Annotated in this window: 24 protein-coding genes and 2 pseudogenes; 20 read left to right on the forward strand and 6 right to left on the reverse strand. The window is 60.1% G+C overall.

The window, feature by feature from the left end; translation table 11 throughout:
* The first annotated feature begins 21 nt into the window (after positions 1–21).
* The 12 genes and pseudogenes from AB6Q56_RS13165 to slmA all read left to right on the forward strand — a co-directional run bounded on the left by AB6Q56_RS13165 (position 22) and on the right by slmA (position 8,113).
* Positions 22–276: an FmdB family zinc ribbon protein gene (locus tag AB6Q56_RS13165; RefSeq protein ID WP_434513621.1), complete on the forward strand. Its 255-nt coding sequence runs from the start codon at positions 22–24 to the stop codon at positions 274–276.
* The gene (locus AB6Q56_RS13170) at positions 276–890 is read left to right on the forward strand and encodes a DUF502 domain-containing protein (protein ID WP_434517160.1); all 615 of its coding nucleotides are present in this window, start codon (positions 276–278) and stop codon (positions 888–890) included. Before AB6Q56_RS13165 ends, AB6Q56_RS13170 begins: the two co-directional genes overlap by 1 nt.
* Positions 891–909: 19 nt before the next feature.
* Positions 910–2,709, forward strand: coding sequence for an aspartate--tRNA ligase (gene aspS, locus AB6Q56_RS13175; RefSeq protein ID WP_434513622.1), 1,800 nt, complete (start codon positions 910–912; stop codon positions 2,707–2,709).
* 12 nt (positions 2,710–2,721) lie between these two features.
* The gene (locus AB6Q56_RS13180; RefSeq protein WP_434513623.1) at positions 2,722–3,078 is read left to right on the forward strand and encodes a ribonuclease domain-containing protein; all 357 of its coding nucleotides are present in this window, start codon (positions 2,722–2,724) and stop codon (positions 3,076–3,078) included.
* A 9-nt stretch (positions 3,079–3,087) separates the two neighbouring features.
* Positions 3,088–3,516 carry a barstar family protein gene (locus AB6Q56_RS13185; protein ID WP_434513624.1) on the forward strand — a complete coding sequence of 143 codons (429 nt, stop codon included), beginning with the start codon at positions 3,088–3,090 and terminating at the stop codon, positions 3,514–3,516.
* Complete coding sequence (gene nudB, locus AB6Q56_RS13190; protein WP_434513625.1) at positions 3,513–3,965, forward strand: dihydroneopterin triphosphate diphosphatase; 453 nt, start codon at positions 3,513–3,515, stop codon at positions 3,963–3,965. The genes AB6Q56_RS13185 and nudB overlap by 4 nt, the downstream gene beginning before the upstream one ends.
* 60 nt (positions 3,966–4,025) lie before the next feature.
* Positions 4,026–4,442 (forward strand): Hsp20/alpha crystallin family protein, encoded by a 417-nt coding sequence (locus AB6Q56_RS13195; protein ID WP_434513626.1) that lies wholly within the window; start codon positions 4,026–4,028, stop codon positions 4,440–4,442.
* Between the two features lie 82 nt (positions 4,443–4,524).
* A complete protein-coding gene (gene argB, locus AB6Q56_RS13200) occupies positions 4,525–5,412 on the forward strand; it encodes an acetylglutamate kinase (RefSeq protein ID WP_434513627.1) in 888 nt (295 codons plus the stop codon).
* 59 nt (positions 5,413–5,471) lie between these two features.
* Positions 5,472–5,735 (forward strand): annotated as a pseudogene (locus tag AB6Q56_RS13205) (pyrimidine 5'-nucleotidase); the annotation flags it as partial.
* A gap of 89 nt (positions 5,736–5,824) precedes the next feature.
* Positions 5,825–6,954 (forward strand): IS3 family transposase gene (locus tag AB6Q56_RS13210; protein WP_434513533.1). Its coding sequence is split into 2 segments (ribosomal slippage): positions 5,825–6,074 and positions 6,074–6,954, totalling 1,131 coding nucleotides; the frame shifts between segments, so codons are not numbered across the junction.
* Between the two features lie 150 nt (positions 6,955–7,104).
* Positions 7,105–7,467 carry an HAD-IA family hydrolase gene (locus AB6Q56_RS13215; protein ID WP_434513628.1) on the forward strand — a complete coding sequence of 121 codons (363 nt, stop codon included), beginning with the start codon at positions 7,105–7,107 and terminating at the stop codon, positions 7,465–7,467.
* A 37-nt stretch (positions 7,468–7,504) separates the two neighbouring features.
* Entirely contained in the window at positions 7,505–8,113 is a 609-nt protein-coding gene (gene slmA, locus AB6Q56_RS13220; RefSeq protein ID WP_434513629.1) for a nucleoid occlusion factor SlmA, read from the forward strand.
* Between the two features lie 103 nt (positions 8,114–8,216).
* On the opposite strand, the gene hemB is transcribed toward slmA, so the two are convergent.
* A complete protein-coding gene (gene hemB / locus AB6Q56_RS13225; protein ID WP_434513630.1) occupies positions 8,217–9,221 on the reverse strand; it encodes a porphobilinogen synthase in 1,005 nt (334 codons plus the stop codon).
* A 132-nt stretch (positions 9,222–9,353) separates the two neighbouring features.
* The gene (gene yihA / locus AB6Q56_RS13230) at positions 9,354–10,016 is read right to left on the reverse strand and encodes a ribosome biogenesis GTP-binding protein YihA/YsxC (protein WP_434513631.1); all 663 of its coding nucleotides are present in this window, start codon (positions 10,014–10,016) and stop codon (positions 9,354–9,356) included.
* A 108-nt stretch (positions 10,017–10,124) separates the two neighbouring features.
* Here yihA and AB6Q56_RS13235 point away from each other — a divergent pair, with 108 nt between their 5' ends.
* The 5 genes from AB6Q56_RS13235 (at position 10,125) to AB6Q56_RS13255 (ending at position 13,879) form a co-directional block, all read left to right on the forward strand.
* Positions 10,125–10,760 carry a c-type cytochrome gene (locus AB6Q56_RS13235; RefSeq protein ID WP_434513632.1) on the forward strand — a complete coding sequence of 212 codons (636 nt, stop codon included), beginning with the start codon at positions 10,125–10,127 and terminating at the stop codon, positions 10,758–10,760.
* Positions 10,761–10,881: 121 nt separating this feature from the next.
* Positions 10,882–11,313, forward strand: a complete 432-nt coding sequence (locus tag AB6Q56_RS13240) for a CBS domain-containing protein (RefSeq protein WP_434513633.1) — start codon at positions 10,882–10,884, stop codon at positions 11,311–11,313.
* A gap of 4 nt (positions 11,314–11,317) precedes the next feature.
* A complete protein-coding gene (locus AB6Q56_RS13245) occupies positions 11,318–12,160 on the forward strand; it encodes an HDOD domain-containing protein (protein ID WP_434513634.1) in 843 nt (280 codons plus the stop codon).
* A gap of 98 nt (positions 12,161–12,258) precedes the next feature.
* A complete protein-coding gene (gene msrP / locus AB6Q56_RS13250; RefSeq protein ID WP_434513635.1) occupies positions 12,259–13,212 on the forward strand; it encodes a protein-methionine-sulfoxide reductase catalytic subunit MsrP in 954 nt (317 codons plus the stop codon).
* Position 13,213: 1 nt separating this feature from the next.
* Positions 13,214–13,879: a sulfite oxidase heme-binding subunit YedZ gene (locus AB6Q56_RS13255; RefSeq protein ID WP_434513636.1), complete on the forward strand. Its 666-nt coding sequence runs from the start codon at positions 13,214–13,216 to the stop codon at positions 13,877–13,879.
* 12 nt (positions 13,880–13,891) lie between these two features.
* Here the strand turns inward: AB6Q56_RS13255 and AB6Q56_RS13260 are convergent, their stop codons facing one another.
* Positions 13,892–14,770: a methyltransferase domain-containing protein gene (locus tag AB6Q56_RS13260; RefSeq protein ID WP_434513637.1), complete on the reverse strand. Its 879-nt coding sequence runs from the start codon at positions 14,768–14,770 to the stop codon at positions 13,892–13,894.
* A complete protein-coding gene (bioB, locus tag AB6Q56_RS13265) occupies positions 14,767–15,753 on the reverse strand; it encodes a biotin synthase BioB (RefSeq protein ID WP_434513638.1) in 987 nt (328 codons plus the stop codon). The genes AB6Q56_RS13260 and bioB overlap by 4 nt, the downstream gene beginning before the upstream one ends.
* Before the next feature lie 150 nt (positions 15,754–15,903).
* On the opposite strand from bioB, the pseudogene AB6Q56_RS13270 reads away from it, so the two are divergent.
* From AB6Q56_RS13270 to AB6Q56_RS13280, 3 genes and pseudogenes are all read left to right on the forward strand, one after another.
* Positions 15,904–15,978, forward strand: a pseudogene (locus AB6Q56_RS13270) (ComF family protein); the annotation flags it as partial.
* A 57-nt stretch (positions 15,979–16,035) separates the two neighbouring features.
* Entirely contained in the window at positions 16,036–16,542 is a 507-nt protein-coding gene (locus AB6Q56_RS13275) for a ComF family protein (RefSeq protein WP_434517192.1), read from the forward strand.
* Between the two features lie 44 nt (positions 16,543–16,586).
* Complete coding sequence (locus AB6Q56_RS13280; RefSeq protein WP_434513639.1) at positions 16,587–17,051, forward strand: tRNA (cytidine(34)-2'-O)-methyltransferase; 465 nt, start codon at positions 16,587–16,589, stop codon at positions 17,049–17,051.
* On the opposite strand, the gene AB6Q56_RS13285 is transcribed toward AB6Q56_RS13280, so the two are convergent.
* Positions 17,048–18,037: an NAD(P)H-dependent glycerol-3-phosphate dehydrogenase gene (locus AB6Q56_RS13285; protein ID WP_434513640.1), complete on the reverse strand. Its 990-nt coding sequence runs from the start codon at positions 18,035–18,037 to the stop codon at positions 17,048–17,050. The two genes, AB6Q56_RS13280 and AB6Q56_RS13285, sit on opposite strands and share 4 nt — an antisense overlap.
* The gene (locus tag AB6Q56_RS13290; RefSeq protein WP_434513641.1) at positions 18,034–18,474 is read right to left on the reverse strand and encodes an SH3 domain-containing protein; all 441 of its coding nucleotides are present in this window, start codon (positions 18,472–18,474) and stop codon (positions 18,034–18,036) included. Before AB6Q56_RS13290 ends, AB6Q56_RS13285 begins: the two co-directional genes overlap by 4 nt.
* Between the last annotated feature and the right edge of the window lie 4 nt (positions 18,475–18,478).

Consider the following 18,478-nt stretch of genomic DNA (forward strand, 5'->3'; position numbering starts at 1 on the left):
TCAAGGTTTTGGAGGACTCTGATGCCGATTTACGAATATCGCTGCGACTCCTGCGGTTTCCAGAAAGAACATCTGCAGAAAATGAGTGACCCGCAGCTAAGCACCTGCCCGGAATGCGGCAAGGACAGCTACAGCAAGCAATTGTCTGCAGCCGGCTTCCAGCTCAAGGGTAATGGCTGGTACGCCACCGACTTCAAGGGCGGCAGTAAGAAGGCCGACACCCCGCCCCCTTGCCAAACCGGGGAAGGAAACTGCTCGTCGTGCGTGGCCAACTGATCAAGCGCTACTTCATCACCGGACTGCTGATCTGGGTCCCGCTGGTTATTACCGGCTGGGTGCTGTCGCTCATCGTCAGCACACTGGACCAGTCGTTGCGACTCCTCCCCTCCTCAGTTCACCCGCAAACCTTGGTCGGTTTTGCCATTCCCGGTGCCGGTGCCGTACTGACGCTGTTGATGATTTTTCTAACCGGACTGCTCGCAGCCAATTTCATCGGCCAGAAGCTGGTCGTCTGGTGGGAAAAGTTGCTCGCCCGCATTCCCGTCGTCAATTCTGTCTACAACAGTGTCAAGCAAGTTTCGGATACCCTCTTTTCTCCGAACGGCAACGCCTTCCGTAAGGCTCTTCTGGTTCAGTACCCGCGTGAGGGAAGCTGGACCGTCGCCTTTCTGACCGGCGCCCCCGGTGGCGACATCATCAACCATCTGGAAGGCGAGCATGTCAGCGTCTACGTGCCGACCACGCCCAACCCGACTTCCGGCTTCTTTCTGATGATGCCGGTCAAGGATGTCGTCGAACTCGACATGACCGTCGACGAAGCGCTCAAATACATCATTTCGATGGGTGTCGTGGCACCGCCACCGCATCCACGCGTCGTTACCAACACTTAAGCAACCCCACGGAATCTTCATGCGTACCCATTACTGCGGACAACTCAACGCCTCCCTCGACGGCCAGATCGTCACCCTGTGCGGCTGGGCCCACCGTCGTCGCGACCACGGCGGCGTTATCTTCATCGACCTGCGCGACCGCGACGGTCTGGCCCAGGTCGTCTGCGACCCGGACCGCGCCGAATCCTTCAAGATCGCCGAATCCGTCCGCAACGAGTTCTGCCTGAAGATTACCGGCAAGGTCCGTCCGCGTCCGGCCGGCACCACCAACGCCAACCTCGCTTCCGGCGAGATCGAGGTGCTGTGCCATGAGATTGAAGTGCTCAACCCGTCCGTCACGCCGCCGTTCCAGCTTGATGAGGAGAACCTCTCCGAGAACGTTCGCCTGACCCATCGCGTGATCGACCTGCGCCGTCCGCAGATGCAGAACAACCTGATGCTGCGTTACAAAACGGCCCGTGCTTTCCGCCGCTTCCTCGACGACAACGGCTTCATCGATGTCGAAACCCCGATGCTGACCAAGTCGACCCCGGAAGGCGCCCGTGACTACCTGGTTCCGTCGCGCGTGCATGCCGGCCAGTTCTTCGCCCTGCCGCAATCCCCGCAGCTCTTCAAGCAGCTCCTGATGGTCGCTGGTTACGACCGTTATTACCAGATCACCAAGTGCTTCCGCGACGAAGACCTGCGCGCCGACCGGCAGCCGGAATTCACCCAGGTCGATATCGAAACCTCATTCATGAGCGAGGCCGAGATCACCGCGCTGATGGAGCAACTGATCCGCCGCGTGTTCAAGGAAGCGATCGACGTCGATCTGCCGGAATTCCCGCGCATGACCTACGCCGAAGCCATGCGCCGCTTCGGCTCCGACAAGCCGGACCTGCGCGTCACGCTGGAACTGGTCGATGTCGCCGATGCCTTCAAGGACGTCGCCTTCAAGGTCTTCGCCAATGTCGCCAACAGCGACGGCGGCCGCATCGCCGCCATGCGCATCCCCGGCGGCGCCAGCCTAACCCGTGGGGAGATCGACGAATACACCAAGTTTGTCGGCATCTACGGCGCCAAGGGCCTCGCCTACATCAAGGTGAATGATGTCACTCAGGTCAATGAGACCGGCCTGCAATCGCCGATCGTCAAGAACCTGTCGGAAGCCTCGCTGCGCACCGTGCTCGAGCGCACCGGCGCCCAGTCCGGCGACCTGATCTTCTTCGGCGCCGACAAGGCCAAGGTCGTCAGCGACGCACTGGGCGCGCTGCGCATCAAGATCGGTCACGAAAAGGGCTTCGTCACCGGCGCCAAGTGGGCACCGCTGTGGGTCATCGACTTCCCGATGTTCGAGTACGACGACGAGTCCAAGCGCTGGACCGCCTGCCACCACCCGTTCACCAGCCCGAAGGACAAGCACCTCGAATTCCTCGCTACCGATCCGGGCAAGTGCCTGGCCAAGGCCTACGACCTGGCGCTCAACGGCTGGGAACTGGGCGGCGGCTCTGTCCGTATCCATCGTGCCGACGTACAGGAGAAAGTCTTCGCCGCACTGAACATCGGTCCGGAAGAACAACAGGCCAAGTTCGGCTTCCTGCTCGACGCGCTGAAGTACGGTGCCCCGCCACACGGCGGCCTGGCCTTCGGCCTCGACCGCATCGTCACCATGATGACCGGTGCCGAGTCGATCCGCGACGTAATCGCCTTCCCGAAGACCCAGCGCGCCCAGTGTCTGCTCACCGACGCGCCGTCGGCGGTCGACGAGAAGCAACTGCGCGAGTTGCATGTCCGCCTGCGTCAGAAGGTGGAAACCCAGGTCGAAATCACGCAGGGCTAAGTGGCCTCCGCCATGCCGATCTGGCTGCGCTTCCTTCTCGTCCTCTGGCTGGCGATTGGAAGCGCTTTTGCTTTCAGCCGCGATGACGCGTCTGTCGATGCGGTGTCGGCCGCTGAACTACCCCGGGAGGCGCGACAAACGCTCAGCCTGATCAAAGAGGGCGGCCCGTTTCCTTACGAGCGCGACGGCATCGTCTTCGGCAACTTCGAAAAGCGCCTTCCCTTGCAACAGAGGGGCTATTACCGGGAATACACGGTCAAGTCGCCGTGGCGCCGTGACCGTGGCCCTCGGCGCATCATTTCCGGTGAGCGCGGGGAATTTTTCTACACGGATGACCACTACCGGACATTCAGACGAATCAAGGAATAACCTGTATCCATGAGCTGTCATCCGTTCAAGTCCGCCGAGACTTCCGGTGTCTACTTCCACCCCCCCACTCGCCGCGCGGCCACGGAAAGCGCAGCCGAAAAGGAGCGCTTGTGTTTGCTCAAGGCGGACATATCGCCAGACGCGAACAAGGACACGGCGCTGGCCGAACTCGGCAGGGATCTGGAGTTCCCCATCTGGTATGGCGCCAATTTTGACGCCCTGTTTGACTGCCTGACCGACACGGACTGGCAGCCAGCCAAAGGCCATGTCCTGATGATCAAAGGAATCGCCGAGTTGCGCAGCAAGGATCCCGATGACTTCACCACTCTGATCGAGGTATTCAAGGCCGCCGCCGAAACGCGCAAGGATGCCGGATCACCGTTCTGGATTTTGCTCGACACCCCCGCCCGCGGTATCCCAGTCTTTCCCGAGGCATGACACAACCGAAACAACCGGTCTCCGTTCTCGTCGTAATCCACACGCGCGAACTCGATGTCCTGCTGCTCGAACGCTCCGCCCACCCTGGGTTCTGGCAGTCCGTCACCGGCAGCCGCGAAGGCGACGAAAGCCTGCTGGCGACCGCCCAGCGGGAAGTTGCCGAGGAAACCGGCTTGCAGCTCCCTGCCGAACACTTTCGGAATTGGTCGCTGACCAACACTTATGAAATTTTCGAGGAATGGCGGCATCGCTACGCCCCCGGCGTAACAAGCAATGTCGAGCATGTATTCAGTCTGTGCCTGCCCGAACCGATAGCCGTCACCACCAGTCCGAATGAACACTGCGCCAGCCAATGGCTTCCGTGGAAGGAAGCCGCTGCCCGCTGCTTCTCATGGAGCAACCGGGATGCGATCCTGATGCTTCCCGAGCATCGCCAATCGGCCACTTGAAACCGACAAAACGTCTCTTATATTGGGATCAGGAAAGCTTGACCCACCCAGGAGACAACCATGGCAAACATCACCCGTACTGATCCGTTCGACGACCTGTTCCGCGGTTTTTTCGTGCGTCCCGTCGACTTCAATGGCACACCCGCCCAAACCCCATCCATCAAAATGGATGTTCAGGAGCAGGGTGACAGCTATCTTGTCCACGCCGAACTCCCCGGCGTCAAAAAGGAAGACATCCATGTCGTCGTCGAGGGCAATCTCGTCTCCATCAGCGCCGAAGTGAAACAGGAAAAGGAAACCAAGGAAGGTGACCGCCTGCTGCGCTCGGAACGCTATTTCGGCAAGGTATCGCGCTCCTTCCAGCTGGAGCAGGATCTTGATGACGCCAAAGCCAGTGCAAAATTTAACGATGGTGTGTTGGAACTGAGCTTACCCAAACGCATGGCCAGCCCAAGCAAGCGGTTGACCATCGCCTGAGGCGGCGACACCATGCAAAGGCCGGACCCCGTTCCGGCCTTTTTCTTTGTACAATCCGCGGCGATTCCATCTGGAGCCCGCCATGAGCATCGAAGACCTTTCCCCCGGCACCAAGGCCGCCGTTCTGGCCGAAGCCCTCCCCTACATCAAGCGTTTCCACGGCAAGACCATCGTCGTCAAATACGGCGGCAACGCCATGACCGATGAACACCTGAAAAACTGCTTCGCCCGTGACGTGGTTCTCCTCGAACTGATCGGATTCAACATCGTCGTCGTCCATGGCGGCGGACCGCAGATCGAGAACCTGCTCGGACGCGTCGGCAAGAAGGGCGAGTTCATCCAGGGCATGCGGGTCACCGATGCCGAAACCATGGAAGTCGTCGAAATGGTGCTCGGCGGACAGGTTAACAAGGACATCGTCAACCTGATCAACCAGCACGGCGGCAAGGCTGTCGGCCTGACCGGCAAGGATGGCAACTGCATCCGCGCCAAGAAATTGATGCTCGAGAACAAGGACAACCCCGGGGACCTGATCGACGTGGGGCAGGTTGGCGAAATCACCCAAATCGATCCTTCGCTGATCGACCACCTCGACAAGGGCGCCTTCATCCCGGTCATCGCGCCGATTGGTGTCGGAGAGGGAGGCGAAACCTACAACATCAACGCCGACGTTGTCGCCGGCAAGATCGCCGAAGTCCTCAAGGCCGAAAAACTGGTCCTGCTGACCAACACACCGGGTGTTCTGGACAAGGCGGGCAACCTGATCACCGGCATCACGCCTAAGCAGATTGACGAAATGGTCGAGGACGGCACCCTGTCCGGCGGCATGCTCCCCAAGATTGGTTCGGCGCTGGATGCCGCGCGCAATGGCGTCAAAGGCGTACACATCATCGATGGCCGCGTGGAGCACGCGCTGCTGCTTGAAATTCTGACCGACCACGGCGTCGGAACGATGATCAAGTCGCACTGAGCAGCCTCCCTCCAAAAGCCCGCGCCAGCGGGCTTTTTCAATGGCCGAGCGGCAACCCGATGAAAAAAACCGTCTGGATATTCGACCTCGACAACACGCTTCATAATGCGTCGGCACACATCTTTCCTCACATCAATCGTTCGATGCGGCACTACATCGAACGCCATCTCGGCGTGGGCGAACACGAAGCGACACGCATCCGCCAAGATTACTGGGTACGCTACGGCGCAACCCTGCTGGGCTTGGTTCGCCACCACGGTACCGACCCCGACCATTTTTTGCGCGAAACCCATCGCTTCCCTGACCTCGAGCGCATGGTCGTTAGAGCCGGCCCCGGAAAATCGGACAGTAGGATAAGTGATAGCCTTGCTTCACCCACGGCCGCGTAGCGGCTTGAATGAGGAGCAAGAGCATGACGAGAAGGAAGCGGCGGAATCACTCGCCGGAATTCAAGGCCAAGGTGGCGATCGCTGCCTTGAAGGGCGACAAGACGCTGGCTGAACTGGCGCAGCAATTCGATGTGCATCCGAACCAGATTACGGACTGGAAGATGCAACTGCTGGAACGTTCGTCGGTTGTGTTTGGCGAGAAGCCGGCGAAGGAAATAGGACCGGACATCCAGACCATGCAGGCCAAGATTGGTCAGCTGACGTTGGAGAACGATTTTTTAGAAAAGGCGCTCACCAAGGCGGGCATGCTGAGCGCAAGAAGATGATTGACCGCAATCACGACCTGCCAGTGGTCCGGCAATGCCAGATTCTGGCGTTGGCACGGTCGACGGCCTACTACACGCCGAAACCGACCTCAACCGAGGAATTGGCGCTGATGCGCCGGATGGACGAATTGCATCTGGAGTTCCCATTCGCCGGAAGCCGGATGCTGCGCGACCTGCTCAGAAATGAGGGGCAGCCCGTCGGCCGCAAGCGGATCCGCCGGCTGATGCGGCAGATGGGCATCGAAGCCTTGTATCGCAAGCCGAACACCAGTCGTCGGCATGCGGCCCACCCGATTTATCCCTACCTGCTGCGCAACCTGAGCATCGAGCGGCCCAATCACGTGTGGGCGACCGACATCACCTACATCCCGATGCGCCGAGGCTTCGTCTATCTGGTCGCCATCGTTGATTGGTACAGTCGCCGGGTTCTGGCCTGGCGTTTATCGAACACGCTGACCACCGACTTCTGCCTCGAGGCATTGCAGGAAGCGATAACGCGTTACGGCACGCCGGAAATCTTCAACACCGACCAGGGCAGCCAGTTCACCAGCAGCGAATTCACCGGGCAGCTCAAAGCGAACGGCATTCGTATCAGCATGGACGGCAAGGGTTGCTGGCGTGATAACGTCTTCGTCGAGCGCCTCTGGCGGACCATCAAGTACGACGAGGTGTATCTCAAAGCCTATGAGTCCGTATCCCACGCCAAGGCGAGCCTGGGGCAGTTCATCACGTTCTACAACAGCCGGCGGCCTCATCAGGCATTTGCCGGCAAGACACCGGACATGATTTACTTCGCCGGCTTGCCGCAGGAACCCCTCGCCGCATGAAACCCGCGTTACCCACCGCGCCGGCCGCCTACGGTCTGAACGGACCTTCGGCAACCGTCACCGTGGATAACGCTACACCCGCAGGGCTCCACTTATCACCGTCGAAAATCTGTCCAAACAGCCGGGTCCTGCTCTGTTTACGACAAGGCCTTGATCCACGCACTACGCCGCCTACCCGGGCGAAAAATTCTCTTTTCCAACGGCCCACGCCAGTACGCCGAAGCGATCCTCGACATAACCGGACTCAAGGCGTGCTTCAACGCCGTCTACTCGGTCGAGAAGGTCGGCTACAAACCCAAGCCGATGCGTGCCGGCTTTCTGGCCCTGCTCCGCGCCGAGCACCTCGACCCACGCCGCTGCATCATGGTGGAAGACAGCCTGCCCAATCTCGTCACCGCCAAGAAACTGCGCATGAGGACCATGTGGGTGAGCACTGGCTTACGCCAATCACCCTTTGTTGACGTCAAAATCGGCAGTGTCCTGCAATTGCCGGGGCGCTGCGCTCGTCTATAATTTTCAGGCAAAATCAATAATCAAGGAGAGGGATATCATGGCAACGAAACCGGGCGAACGTCGCCTGCAAATCCTGCAAACCCTGGCCGAAATGCTGGAAAAACCGAAGGGGGAAAAAATCACCACAGCGGCCCTCGCCGCCAAGCTTGACTGCTCGGAAGCCGCCCTCTATCGCCATTTCGCCAGCAAAGCGCAGATGTTCGAAGGCCTCATCGAATTCATCGAAGCCAGTCTGTTTGGGGTCATCAATCAGATCACCAGCGAGGAGAGCGAGGGACTCAAGCAGATCGAGTCGATCGTCGGCTTGCTACTCCGTTTTGCCCAGAAAAACCGGGGCATGACCCGGGTGCTGATCGGCGACGCCCTGGTCAACGAAAACGAACGCCTGCAGACCCGCATCAACGGACTGCTCGACAAGGTCGAAGCCGCCTTGAAGCAGGCCCTCCGCATTGCTGCCACGCAAGAGAACCTCAAGCCCGACGCTGATTTCGGCGCCCTGGCCAACCTGTTGCGCTGCTATGCCGTCGGCCGCTGGGAACAATACGCCCGCAGCGGCTTCAGCCGCGAACCGCTGGCCCAATGGCCGCAGCAATGGCCCATGCTTTACTTTGCCTGCCTGTCGCAATCCGGCGCCCCCGGCGCCTGATTGCAGTTGTGCAGTCGGCAGTATGTAGCTTTCGCAAATAACAGAGGGGCACCACGGCGCCCCTCCTAACTCTCGCTAACATCTAATAACCAGCAACTAACAACTATCCCTTCAGATATTCCGCTGCATCCAGCGCGAAGTAAGTCAGGATGCCATCGGCTCCGGCGCGCTTGAAAGCGAGCAGGCTTTCCAAGACACAGGCCTCCTCGTTCAACCAGCCATTCTGGGCGGCCGCCTTTAGCATCGCGTATTCGCCGCTCACCTGATAGGCATAGGTCGGCACCTTGAACTCATCCTTCACGCGGCGAACGATATCCAGATAGGGCATGCCGGGCTTGACCATGACCATATCCGCCCCCTCCTCCAGATCCAGCGCCACTTCGCGCAGGGCCTCGTCGCTGTTCGCTGGGTCCATCTGGTAGGTGTATTTGTTACCCTTGCCAAGGTTGCCTGCCGAGCCGACTGCATCACGGAAGGGACCGTAGAAGCTGGATGCGTACTTAGCCGAATAAGCCAGTATACGGGTGTAGATTTGGCCCGCGGCTTCCAGATCGGTACGAATACGTCCGATACGCCCATCCATCATGTCGGACGGCGCCACCACGTCGGCACCGGCCTGGGCATGGCAGAGCGCCTGCTTGGCCAGGACATCCAGAGTTTCGTCGTTCAGCACGTAACCGGCTTCGTCGATCAGGCCGTCCTGACCGTGGCTGGTATAGGGATCGAGCGCAACGTCGGTAATCACCCCGAGATCCGGAAACTCGCGCTTCAGCGCCTGGACCACGCGCGGCACCAGGCCCTGCGGGTTGTAGGCCTCCTCCGCACCAAGGGACTTCAAGGAGCCATCGACCACCGGGAACACGGCCAGAGCCGGAATCCCCAGCTTGGCGGCACGCTCGGCCGTCTTCAGGAGGACATCCAGCGACTGGCGCTCGACGCCGGGCATCGAAGCCACTTTCTCGACTCGCCCTTCGCCCTCCAGGACGAAAACCGGGTAAATGAAATCATTCGCCGTCAGCACGGATTCGCGCATCAAGCGGCGAGAAAAATCGTCGCGCCGCATCCGGCGCATCCGGTTACCGGGGAAACCGCCTGTCACTACAGCCATTTTTCAACCTCTAGAAATTCGGACTATCAATTTTCAAACACAGCGGAACTTTTCGCATTGACCCGCGTCAGAGTACGCAGATGGCACGCGCTGTCTCCCGCTTCACCTCCCTGAGCGGGTGCCTTGACTACGTTAGGGCATTTTGGCCCCCGGACCCCCCTTATCCGGGGGCCCTTTGTTTTCCTTGGCTTTCACTTCCATTTCCAGCCAACCGGCCAGGACGCGCTCCGCATCCTCGACCCCCGTCTTCTTGAGGCTCGAGAACAGCTGCACGGAATACAGCGCAGCATCCCCCCAGGTCGCGATTTCGGCCCTCACCGAACGCAGAATCTTCGTCTGCTCCTGACGACTCAGCTTGTCCGCCTTCGACAGCAGGATGTGGATGGGCCGACCAGTCGGCCTGAACCAGTCGATCAGGCGAATATCGAGATCGGTAAAGGGCCGACGGGAGTCCATGATGACCACCAGCCCGACCAACTGATCCCGCTTGCTGAGATACGGCCCGATCAGGCCTTCCCATTGCGAACGGATCGCCTCAGGGGCCTTGGCAAATCCATAGCCGGGAAGATCGACAAAATACTTCCCCTGAGCCAACGTAAAGTAATTCAGGTGTTGCGTGCGACCGGGCGTCTTGCTGACAAAGGCCAGGCGGACGCGGCCGGCCAGGGTATTAATGGCTGAAGATTTTCCGGCATTGGATCGGCCGGCGAAAGCCACTTCGCGAACGGCATCCTGCGGCAAATCACGAAGATTGGCGACGGTCGTCAGAAAGACCGCATTCTGGAACAAGGGCATAAAAAACTCGGAAGACCCGCCTAGGAGAGGGGGAAGTGATATAGAATAACAGGTTTGTAACTTCCGTTCCGGCCAAAGCGCCCATAAACGCGCACTAGGAGTTCGAAAATGATTCGTACCGCGGCAATGGCAATTCTTCTTGCCACCAGTTTCATCACCCACGCTTCCGAAGAAGCCAAAGCCAAGGCAGATCCTGCCAAGGGCAAGGTTATCGCCGAAACCATCTGTGTCGCCTGCCATGGCGCCGATGGCAACAGCGCCGCCTCTGCCAATCCGAATCTGGCCGGCCAGGTCGAAGAATACATCTACAAGCAGCTCAAGAACTTCAAAGCCGCTGACGGCAAGCCGGCAGCACGGAACAACGCCATCATGGGCGGCATGGTTGCGGCCCTCTCCGACGAGGACATGAAGAACGTCGCAGCCTGGTTCGCCAGCCAGAAGATGAAGCCGGTTGCCGCCAAGGACGAGAAGCAGATTGCGCTAGGCCAGAAACTCTGGCGCCAAGGTGATTTCAAGAAGGGCGTCCCGGCCTGTGCCGGCTGCCATGGCCCGGCTGGCGCCGGTCTGCCGGCGCAGTACCCGCGCCTGGCTGGCCAGTTCCCGGAATACACCGAAGCCCAGTTGAAGTCCTTCCGCACCGAAGAACGCGCCAACGACCCGGAAAAAATGATGCGTATGATTGCCGCCAAGCTTTCCGACGTCGAAATCAAGGCAGTTGCCGAATACGCGGCTGGTCTGCGCTGATCCGGCCTCACTCCGGAAAAGGCAGCTTCGGCTGCCTTTTTTGTTTTGAGGCGCTTGGCAGGCCAGGCCGGGCGGCATAGACTGAGCACTCCATCCCACCTCGGATCAGGAGACAAAACCAATGAAAACGCTCAAACAGCTCCTCGCAGGTCGCACCCGCCCGCTGGCCGTTGTTGCCCCGAAAGACACGGTCTACCACGCGCTCACCGTCATGGCGCAGCACGAAGTCGGGGCACTGCTCGTGCTTGACGGAGAGCAACTGGTCGGCATTTTTTCCGAGCGTGACTACGCACGCAAGATCATTCTGCACGGCAAGAGCTCCAAGGAAACGCTCGTTCGGGAAATCATGAGCGATCGTGTCGCCTATGTCACCCCGGGTACCACCATGGACGAATGCATGGCGCTGATGACCGAGAAGCGTTTCCGCCATCTGCCTGTTCTGGCAGAAGACGGCAGCGTGGTAGGTATGATTTCGATCGGTGATCTGGTCAAGGAAACGATCAGCGACCAAAAGTTCCTGATTGACCAACTGGAGCGCTACATCGCCGGCTGATGAGATGACGAGCAACTTCTCTCATTTCCGCATCCTGGAAGACATCGCCCGCGACCTGTCGGGCGATGTGAATTTCCCGACGTGCATGGATGCCGCCATGATGGTTCGCGACACGCTGCGCGACCCGATGGTTGGCATTCCGCTCGTCGTTCGCGCAATCAGTGCCGAGCCGCTGATCTCGAGCAAGTTGCTGCGGCTCGCCAACTCTGTCGCCTACAACCCGTCTGGGACGACGATCACCGACCTGCACATGGCCGTATCGCGTCTTGGTTTCGAGGTCGTGCGCACCACCTCCCTGGCCGTTGCGCTGGAGCAAATGCTCAAATCGCGCAATCTGTCGGCCTACGACAAAATTTCGCGGTCGACTTGGGAGCACGCCATCCACGTTGCCGCCATCGCCCGCGTCCTCGCCCGCCGCCTTGGCCGCATTAACCCAGACGATGCCATGTTGGCCGGCCTGGTGCACAACATCGGTATTTTTTATCTTCTGTATCGTGCAGCTGAATACGAGGAATACCGCAGCACTCCGGAAGCGATGCTTGAACTGCTCTCGGGGTGGCACGAGAGCATCGGCGAAAGCCTGCTGCACATTCTGGGCATGCCCGAGCACATCATCGAGGCGGTACGCGACCACGAGCACCCCCAGCGGGTCGAGATACCATGTACGGTGTGCGATGCGCTGCACTTCGCGAATCTGCTGGCGGATGACGACATGAGCTGGCTTCCCGGCCCTTCCCTAACTCCTGCCGAGGAGGCAACTCGAACGGCCGACCGCGAACGCTATGTCGACCTGCTCAGCGAAGCCAGGGAAGACATCGTAGCGCTGTACGCCTCGCTGGGCGGCTGAACCAGTGGCCGCGAGAGCGGTCAACAAGGCAGAGCAAGACAACTGTAAGAATTGCCACAGTCTGCCGACCAATCAGTACACCGCTCTCGGGAACTGACATGCTGATCCGCCACCCCCACAATATTCCGCCATCCAACATCACCGACCCGGCCGTCTACGCCAGCCGCCGGAAATTCATCCACACCATGCTTCTGGCCGGTAGCGCTGGCGCACTGGGTGTGGCGCATGGTCAGCAGGCGGCCGGTACGCCGGGGGCCAGCCTGGGCAAACTGCAAAGCAGCCCCTTTTCGCTCACTGACGACAAGCCGACCCCCTTCAAGTCGGTCAGCACTTACGGAAATTTCTACGAATTCGGCCCCGACAAGGAAAGCCCGGCCAGAAATGCCTACCGCCTGCGGACCCGCCCATGGAGCGTCACCGTCGACGGCGAGGTCAAAACAGCCAAGACCTTTGCCATTGAAGACATCCTGAACTGGGCACCACTCGAGGAACGAATCTACCGCATGCGTTGCGTCGAAGGCTGGAGCGCCGTCATCCCCTGGGTCGGCTTCCCGTTCAGCGAACTGCTCAAGCACGTCGAACCTACCGGCAACGCCAAGTTCGTCGAATTCTGGACACTGGCCGACCCAGAACAGATGCCCTACGTGCGCATTCCGCTCCTCGACTGGCCCTACATGGAAGCCATTCGTCTGGATGAGGCACGGCACCCCCTGACCATTCTCGCCGTCGGCATGTACGGGGAAACAATGCCGAAGCAGAATGGCGCCCCGCTGAGGCTTGTCGTTCCTTGGAAATACGGCTTCAAGGGCGCCAAATCGATCGTCCGCATCCGCTTCGTCGAAAAACAGCCGGCAACGACATGGACCAAGGCCGGCCCTGAAGAATACGGCTTCTATTCGAACGTCAATCCCGATGTTCCGCACAGACGCTGGAGCCAGAGCCACGAGCGCCGGCTGGGTGAGTTCTTCAAGCGCAAGACTCTCCCCTTTAACGGCTATGCGGAACAGGTTGCCGGCTTGTATGCTGGCATGGATCTACAAAAAAATTTCTGACATGACCCCAGCCCCCAATACCCGACAACTCGCCCAAATCAAGGCGCTGCTTTTCCTTACCTGCCTGCTGCCTCTCGCCCGCCTGGGCTGGGCAGCCTATGTCGATGATTTCGGCCCCAATCCGGTTGAGTTCGTACAGCGATGGACCGGAATCTGGACCTTCAACCTGTTGCTCGTCACCCTCTGCATCACACCCCTGCGAGCCATGACGGAATGGCACTGGCTGATACGCCTGCGCCGGATGCTCGGTCTCTTCTGCTTTTTCTACGCAGCACTGCATTTTCTGTCGTTCGTCGGCTTCGATCACGCCTTCGAAGTGACTGATATCGCCCGCGACATTGCCAAGCGCCCCTTCGTCACAGTCGGCTTCGCCGCCTTCATCCTACTGCTGCCGCTGGCAGCAACTTCCAACCAATGGGCCATCCGCAAGCTCGGCGGACGCAAATGGCAGGAGTTACATCGCAACATCTATCTGATCAGCATTCTGGCCTGCGTACATTATTTCTGGTTGGTCAAGGCGACTGCCTTACTCTGGCCGCTGGCGTACTCGGTTGCTGTAGCATTGCTGCTCGGCTGGCGCATTCGGGACCGCCGCCGCAAAGCCATTCCGGCGCCACAGTTCGCAAGCGCCAAGCCAATAAGGTTCTTCAAGCAGAAACCGGACTGATTCCGGCAGCGATCATCCCTTACGCGGCAGATCGAAGCGCACAATAGCCCGGCCATCGGGCGTCTGCTTCGGCGCCGTCTTCCAGGCGTGCCCATAGACAATCTCGAAGGTGGCGGGCAGCTTTCCACCCCGCCGCAAGCCTTCATAGGCGGCACGCGCATTCGCCCAGGACTGGCGTCCGGTCAAACCATGGCGGCGTGCTTTCATCGCACACATCGAGCCCGCCGCCCGCAATTCGGCCAGCATGGCATCGAGATCGTCATAGGTCAGGGTAATGACTTCCATGTCCATCACCGGATCGGCGAATCCGCAGCCGACCAGCATGTCTCCCAGGTCATGCATATCGGCAAAGCGTTGGGTGTGCGCGTAGCCGTCGCTGAACGCCGTGCGCAACTCCTTGAGCGTATCCGGCCCCAACGTTGAGAACATCAACAGACCGCCGATTTCCAGAACACGATGAGCCTCCGCCAGTGCCGGGATCGGGTCGTCCAACCAATGCAGCAGGAGATTGGACCAAACCAGCGCTGTCGAACGCGCAGTCAGCGGCAGATGGGACGCATCTGCGGCCAGACGCCAGTTATCCTCGGTCTCCCTGATACCCAGCCAGCGGCGCCAACCGGTTTTCTGCGCACGGCCGGCACTGAGCATGGCCGGCGAAACGTCCAGCCCAATTAACTCCGCATCGGGATAGCGCGCCGCCAGTGCCGAAAAACTGCCGCCACGACCGCACCCGAGATCAAGTATCCGTTTCGGCTGGAGATTGACGTAGTCGAGACGCTCCTGCATCCGACTGTCGACCTCCCGGACAAAAAAATCCGCCTCGGCGTAGGACGGTGCAACACGGGAGAAACGTCGACCGACCTGCTGCCGATCGACGAAACCGGCATTCAAACTGCCTTGATACCCAGGCGGGCAAACAAGGCGTCGTCGCGCTCGATGTCAGGATTCCCGGTAGTCAGCAGGAAGTCGCCGTAGAACATCGAGTTGGCACCGGCCAGGAAGCACAGGGCCTGCAACTCGTCGCTCATCTCCTGGCGGCCAGCCGACAGGCGAACCCAGGAGGTCGGCATGGTGATGCGGGCAGCGGCGATGGTACGCACGAACTCGAACGGATCGAGACGCGGATTGTCGGCCAGCGGGGTGCCGGGAATCGACACAAGGTTGTTGATCGGCACCGATTCCGGTGGCTTCGGCAGGTTGGCCAACTGGACGATCAGCGCCGCGCGGTTCTTGCGCGACTCGCCCATGCCGATGATGCCGCCCGAGCAGACGTTGATGCCTGCGTCGCGCACCTGGTCCAGCGTATCGAGGCGGTCGTCGTGGGTATGGGTCTTGATGACCTGGCCGTAGAATTCCTTGTCGGTATCCAGATTGTGGTTGTAGTAGTCGAGACCGGCTTCCTTGAGCTTCTCAGCCTGACCGTACTTGAGCATGCCGAGGGTCACGCATGTCTGCATGCCGAGCGCCTTGACCTCGCGCACCATATCAAGAACACGGTCGAGATCATTGTCTTTCGGGCCTTTCCATGCGGCGCCCATGCAGAAGCGGGAAGCGCCTTTGTCCTTGGCGGCCTTGGCAGCTGCCACCACCTCTTCAAGCGGCATCAGGCGTTCGCGTGCGGTATCGGTCTCGTAACGCGCCGATTGCGAGCAGTAGCTACAATCCTCGGAGCACCCCCCGGTCTTCACCGAGAGCAAGGTCGACCGCTGAACGGCGTTCGGATCGAAATGCTCGCGATGCACACCTTGGGCACGCCAGACCAGATCCATCAACGGCATGTCGTAGAGGGCGAGAACATCCTCGACAGCCCACCGGCGATCGGTCGTCAGTGGCTTGGTGTCACAGGAAACAGCGGCGAGGGAGCTAGCTTGCATGAGAGGCCTTGCGTGAGAAAATGCTATAAAAATCAGATGCGAAGCGCATCGGTAATTATGGATTATCGAGGACAGTTCATCGGGATGTCAATTTTACCTTACCAGTCTCTGATCAAGGCAGTCAGCGCCCGGCTTCTACCAGGCAGCTGCATGCTCTGCGGCGCCGACAGCGAAAACGATTTGCTCTGCCCGGCATGTCGGGCCGATCTGCCGCTGCTACCGCCCCAGCTCTGTCCCGTCTGTGGAGAACAGACCACCCATGGCGAACGTTGCGGAGCCTGCTTGAAAGATCCACCCCATTTCGACCGAACCCTCGCCGCGTTTCGTTACGACTTTCCGCTTGATCGGGTCATCCATGCCCTCAAATACGGCCATCAGCTGGCTCCCGCCCACTGGCTCGGGAAACAAATGCTGGCACGCATCACAGACCCGGTTTTCGACCGGATAGTTCCCCTCCCGCTACATCCCGATCGGCTGCGCGAACGCGGCTTCAATCAAGCCGGCGAAATCGCCAAATCACTGGGCACGGCGCTTGGCATTCCGGTAGACCTCGATGTGCTCGCGCGGACGCGCGCAACTCCGGCGCAGGCCGACCTGACGGACAAGGAACGCCGCCGAAATATCCGTGGCGCCTTCGAATGCACATGCGACCTCGGCGCCCAACAACTATTGCTGGTCGACGATGTGATGACCACCGGCGCCACGGCAAACGAATGCGCCCGAATCCTGAAAATCCATGGCGCCCAGTCCGTCACTGTCGTAGTCGCCGCCCGTGCGTTCAAGCACTGAATTCGTGCTTTAATCCGCCACCTTCAATCTCGGAATATTGCAACGTGCTCGCCGTCGTTCTTTTTCAGCCGGAAATCCCTCCCAATACCGGCAACATCATTCGCATGTGCGCCAATACGGGGGCCGAGCTGCATCTGGTCGAGCCGCTCGGCTTCGACATCAGCGACAAATCATGTCGTCGCGCCGGACTCGATTACCACGAGTATGCTCGCGTCGCGCGCCATGCCGACTGGGCGGCATGCAAACAAGCTCTCGCTGGCCGACGCCTGTTCGCGATGACGACCAAGGGCAAAATCAGCCCTTTCACGACAAAGTTTCTGGAAAACGATGCATTCGTATTCGGGCGGGAAACCAGCGGCCTGCCGCCCGAGATCATGGCCGAATTCGGCCCTGACAACCGTCTGCGCCTGCCCATGCTGGCGGGACAACGCTCGCTGAACCTGTCCAACGCCGCCGCCGTTACCGTCTTTGAGGCCTGGCGGCAGCTCGGCTTCCCTGGAACGGATTAGGCCAGTTCTTCGCGTGGGTCGCGCGCCATCAGTTGCTCAACCGCACGAGCAGCCGTGAGACGACCATCAAGCACAGCAGCGACGGCCGCACTGATAGGCATGTCGACTGCGAGATCCTTCGACAGCCGGTCAACTTCACGCGCGGTATAGACGCCTTCCGCCACATGCCCCAGTTCACCAAGAATCTGCGGCAGCGACTTGTCCTGCGCCAGCGCCAGACCGACCCGCCGATTGCGTGACAGATCGCCAGTGCAGGTCAGAATCAGGTCGCCCATGCCGGCCAGGCCCATGAAGGTCTGGCGATCTGCCCCCAAGGCCATGCCCAGGCGGGCAATTTCAGCCAAACCCCGCGTCATCAGCGCCGCCCGGGAATTCAGGCCCAAACCGAGACCATCGCAAACGCCAGTAGCAATCGCCAACACATTCTTGACAGCCCCACCAACCTCGACGCCAACCAAATCGTCATTGGCGTAAATACGCAAGCGTGCCGTATGCAGCTGGCGCGCCGCCTCCCGCGCGAATGCAGGATCACTGGCCGCAAGCGCAACAGCGGTTGGCTGACCGGCCGCCACCTCCTCGGCAAAACTCGGCCCGGAGAGCGCACCGCAACACACGTCCTTTCCCAGCACCTCGCCGACCACCTGGTGCGGCAGCTTGCCGCTGCCCGCCTCGAAACCTTTGCACACCCAAAGAACGGGCGTAACGCAAGCCAGCGCCTTGAGACGCTCCACCGTTGGCCGCAAACCGGCAATCGGCGTGGCGATGATCAACAACTCCGCGTCGGCGACGGTCGCGGTAAAGTCGGTCGAGACCGAAACCGACTCAGGTAGCCGATATCCCGGGAAGAAACGCCTATTCTCGCGACCGACCAACAATTCGGCCGCAACGTCTTCTTCCCGCGACCACAGCGTTACCGCATGCTTGTCAGCAAAGGCGATCGCCAGCGCAGTACCCCAGGCACCGGCCCCGAGCAAGGTAATTTTCATAAGCCCCAGACCTGCGTCGAACGGATATATCCCGTTGCGCCATCACGGTGGCGAACCTTCGCCCAGCCCGCAGAAGCCAGCTCGACGAACTCGACTGCAACCCACTTGTCCAGTTCGGCCACGATCGCCGCATCGGGCTTGTCCGTCTGACGAATTTCGGCTCGCGGCGCAGTGACGACCAAAGTGCGCTTGTCAGCCAGATTCTTGGTCTCGATCCACGCCAGCGTGCCTTCGGCGTCGCGCACCTTGAACCAGCCATCAAGACGGACAATCACCTCGACCGGTGTCTGCGCCTTGATCAGATACAGCTTCTTGCCGGCCTGGGAGGGCGCATCGTACAGAATGGCGGCCGGCACGCTGACCGAACGGTAGTCGATCGCCAGTGCAGCGCCGGCTGCACCGACCAGCAAAAAAGCGACAAGCGCACGGCGCCACATGAGC

Origin of the sequence: Dechloromonas sp. ARDL1, assembly GCF_051122455.1 — a bacterium.
Taxonomy (GTDB): Bacteria; Pseudomonadota; Gammaproteobacteria; order Burkholderiales; family Rhodocyclaceae; genus Azonexus.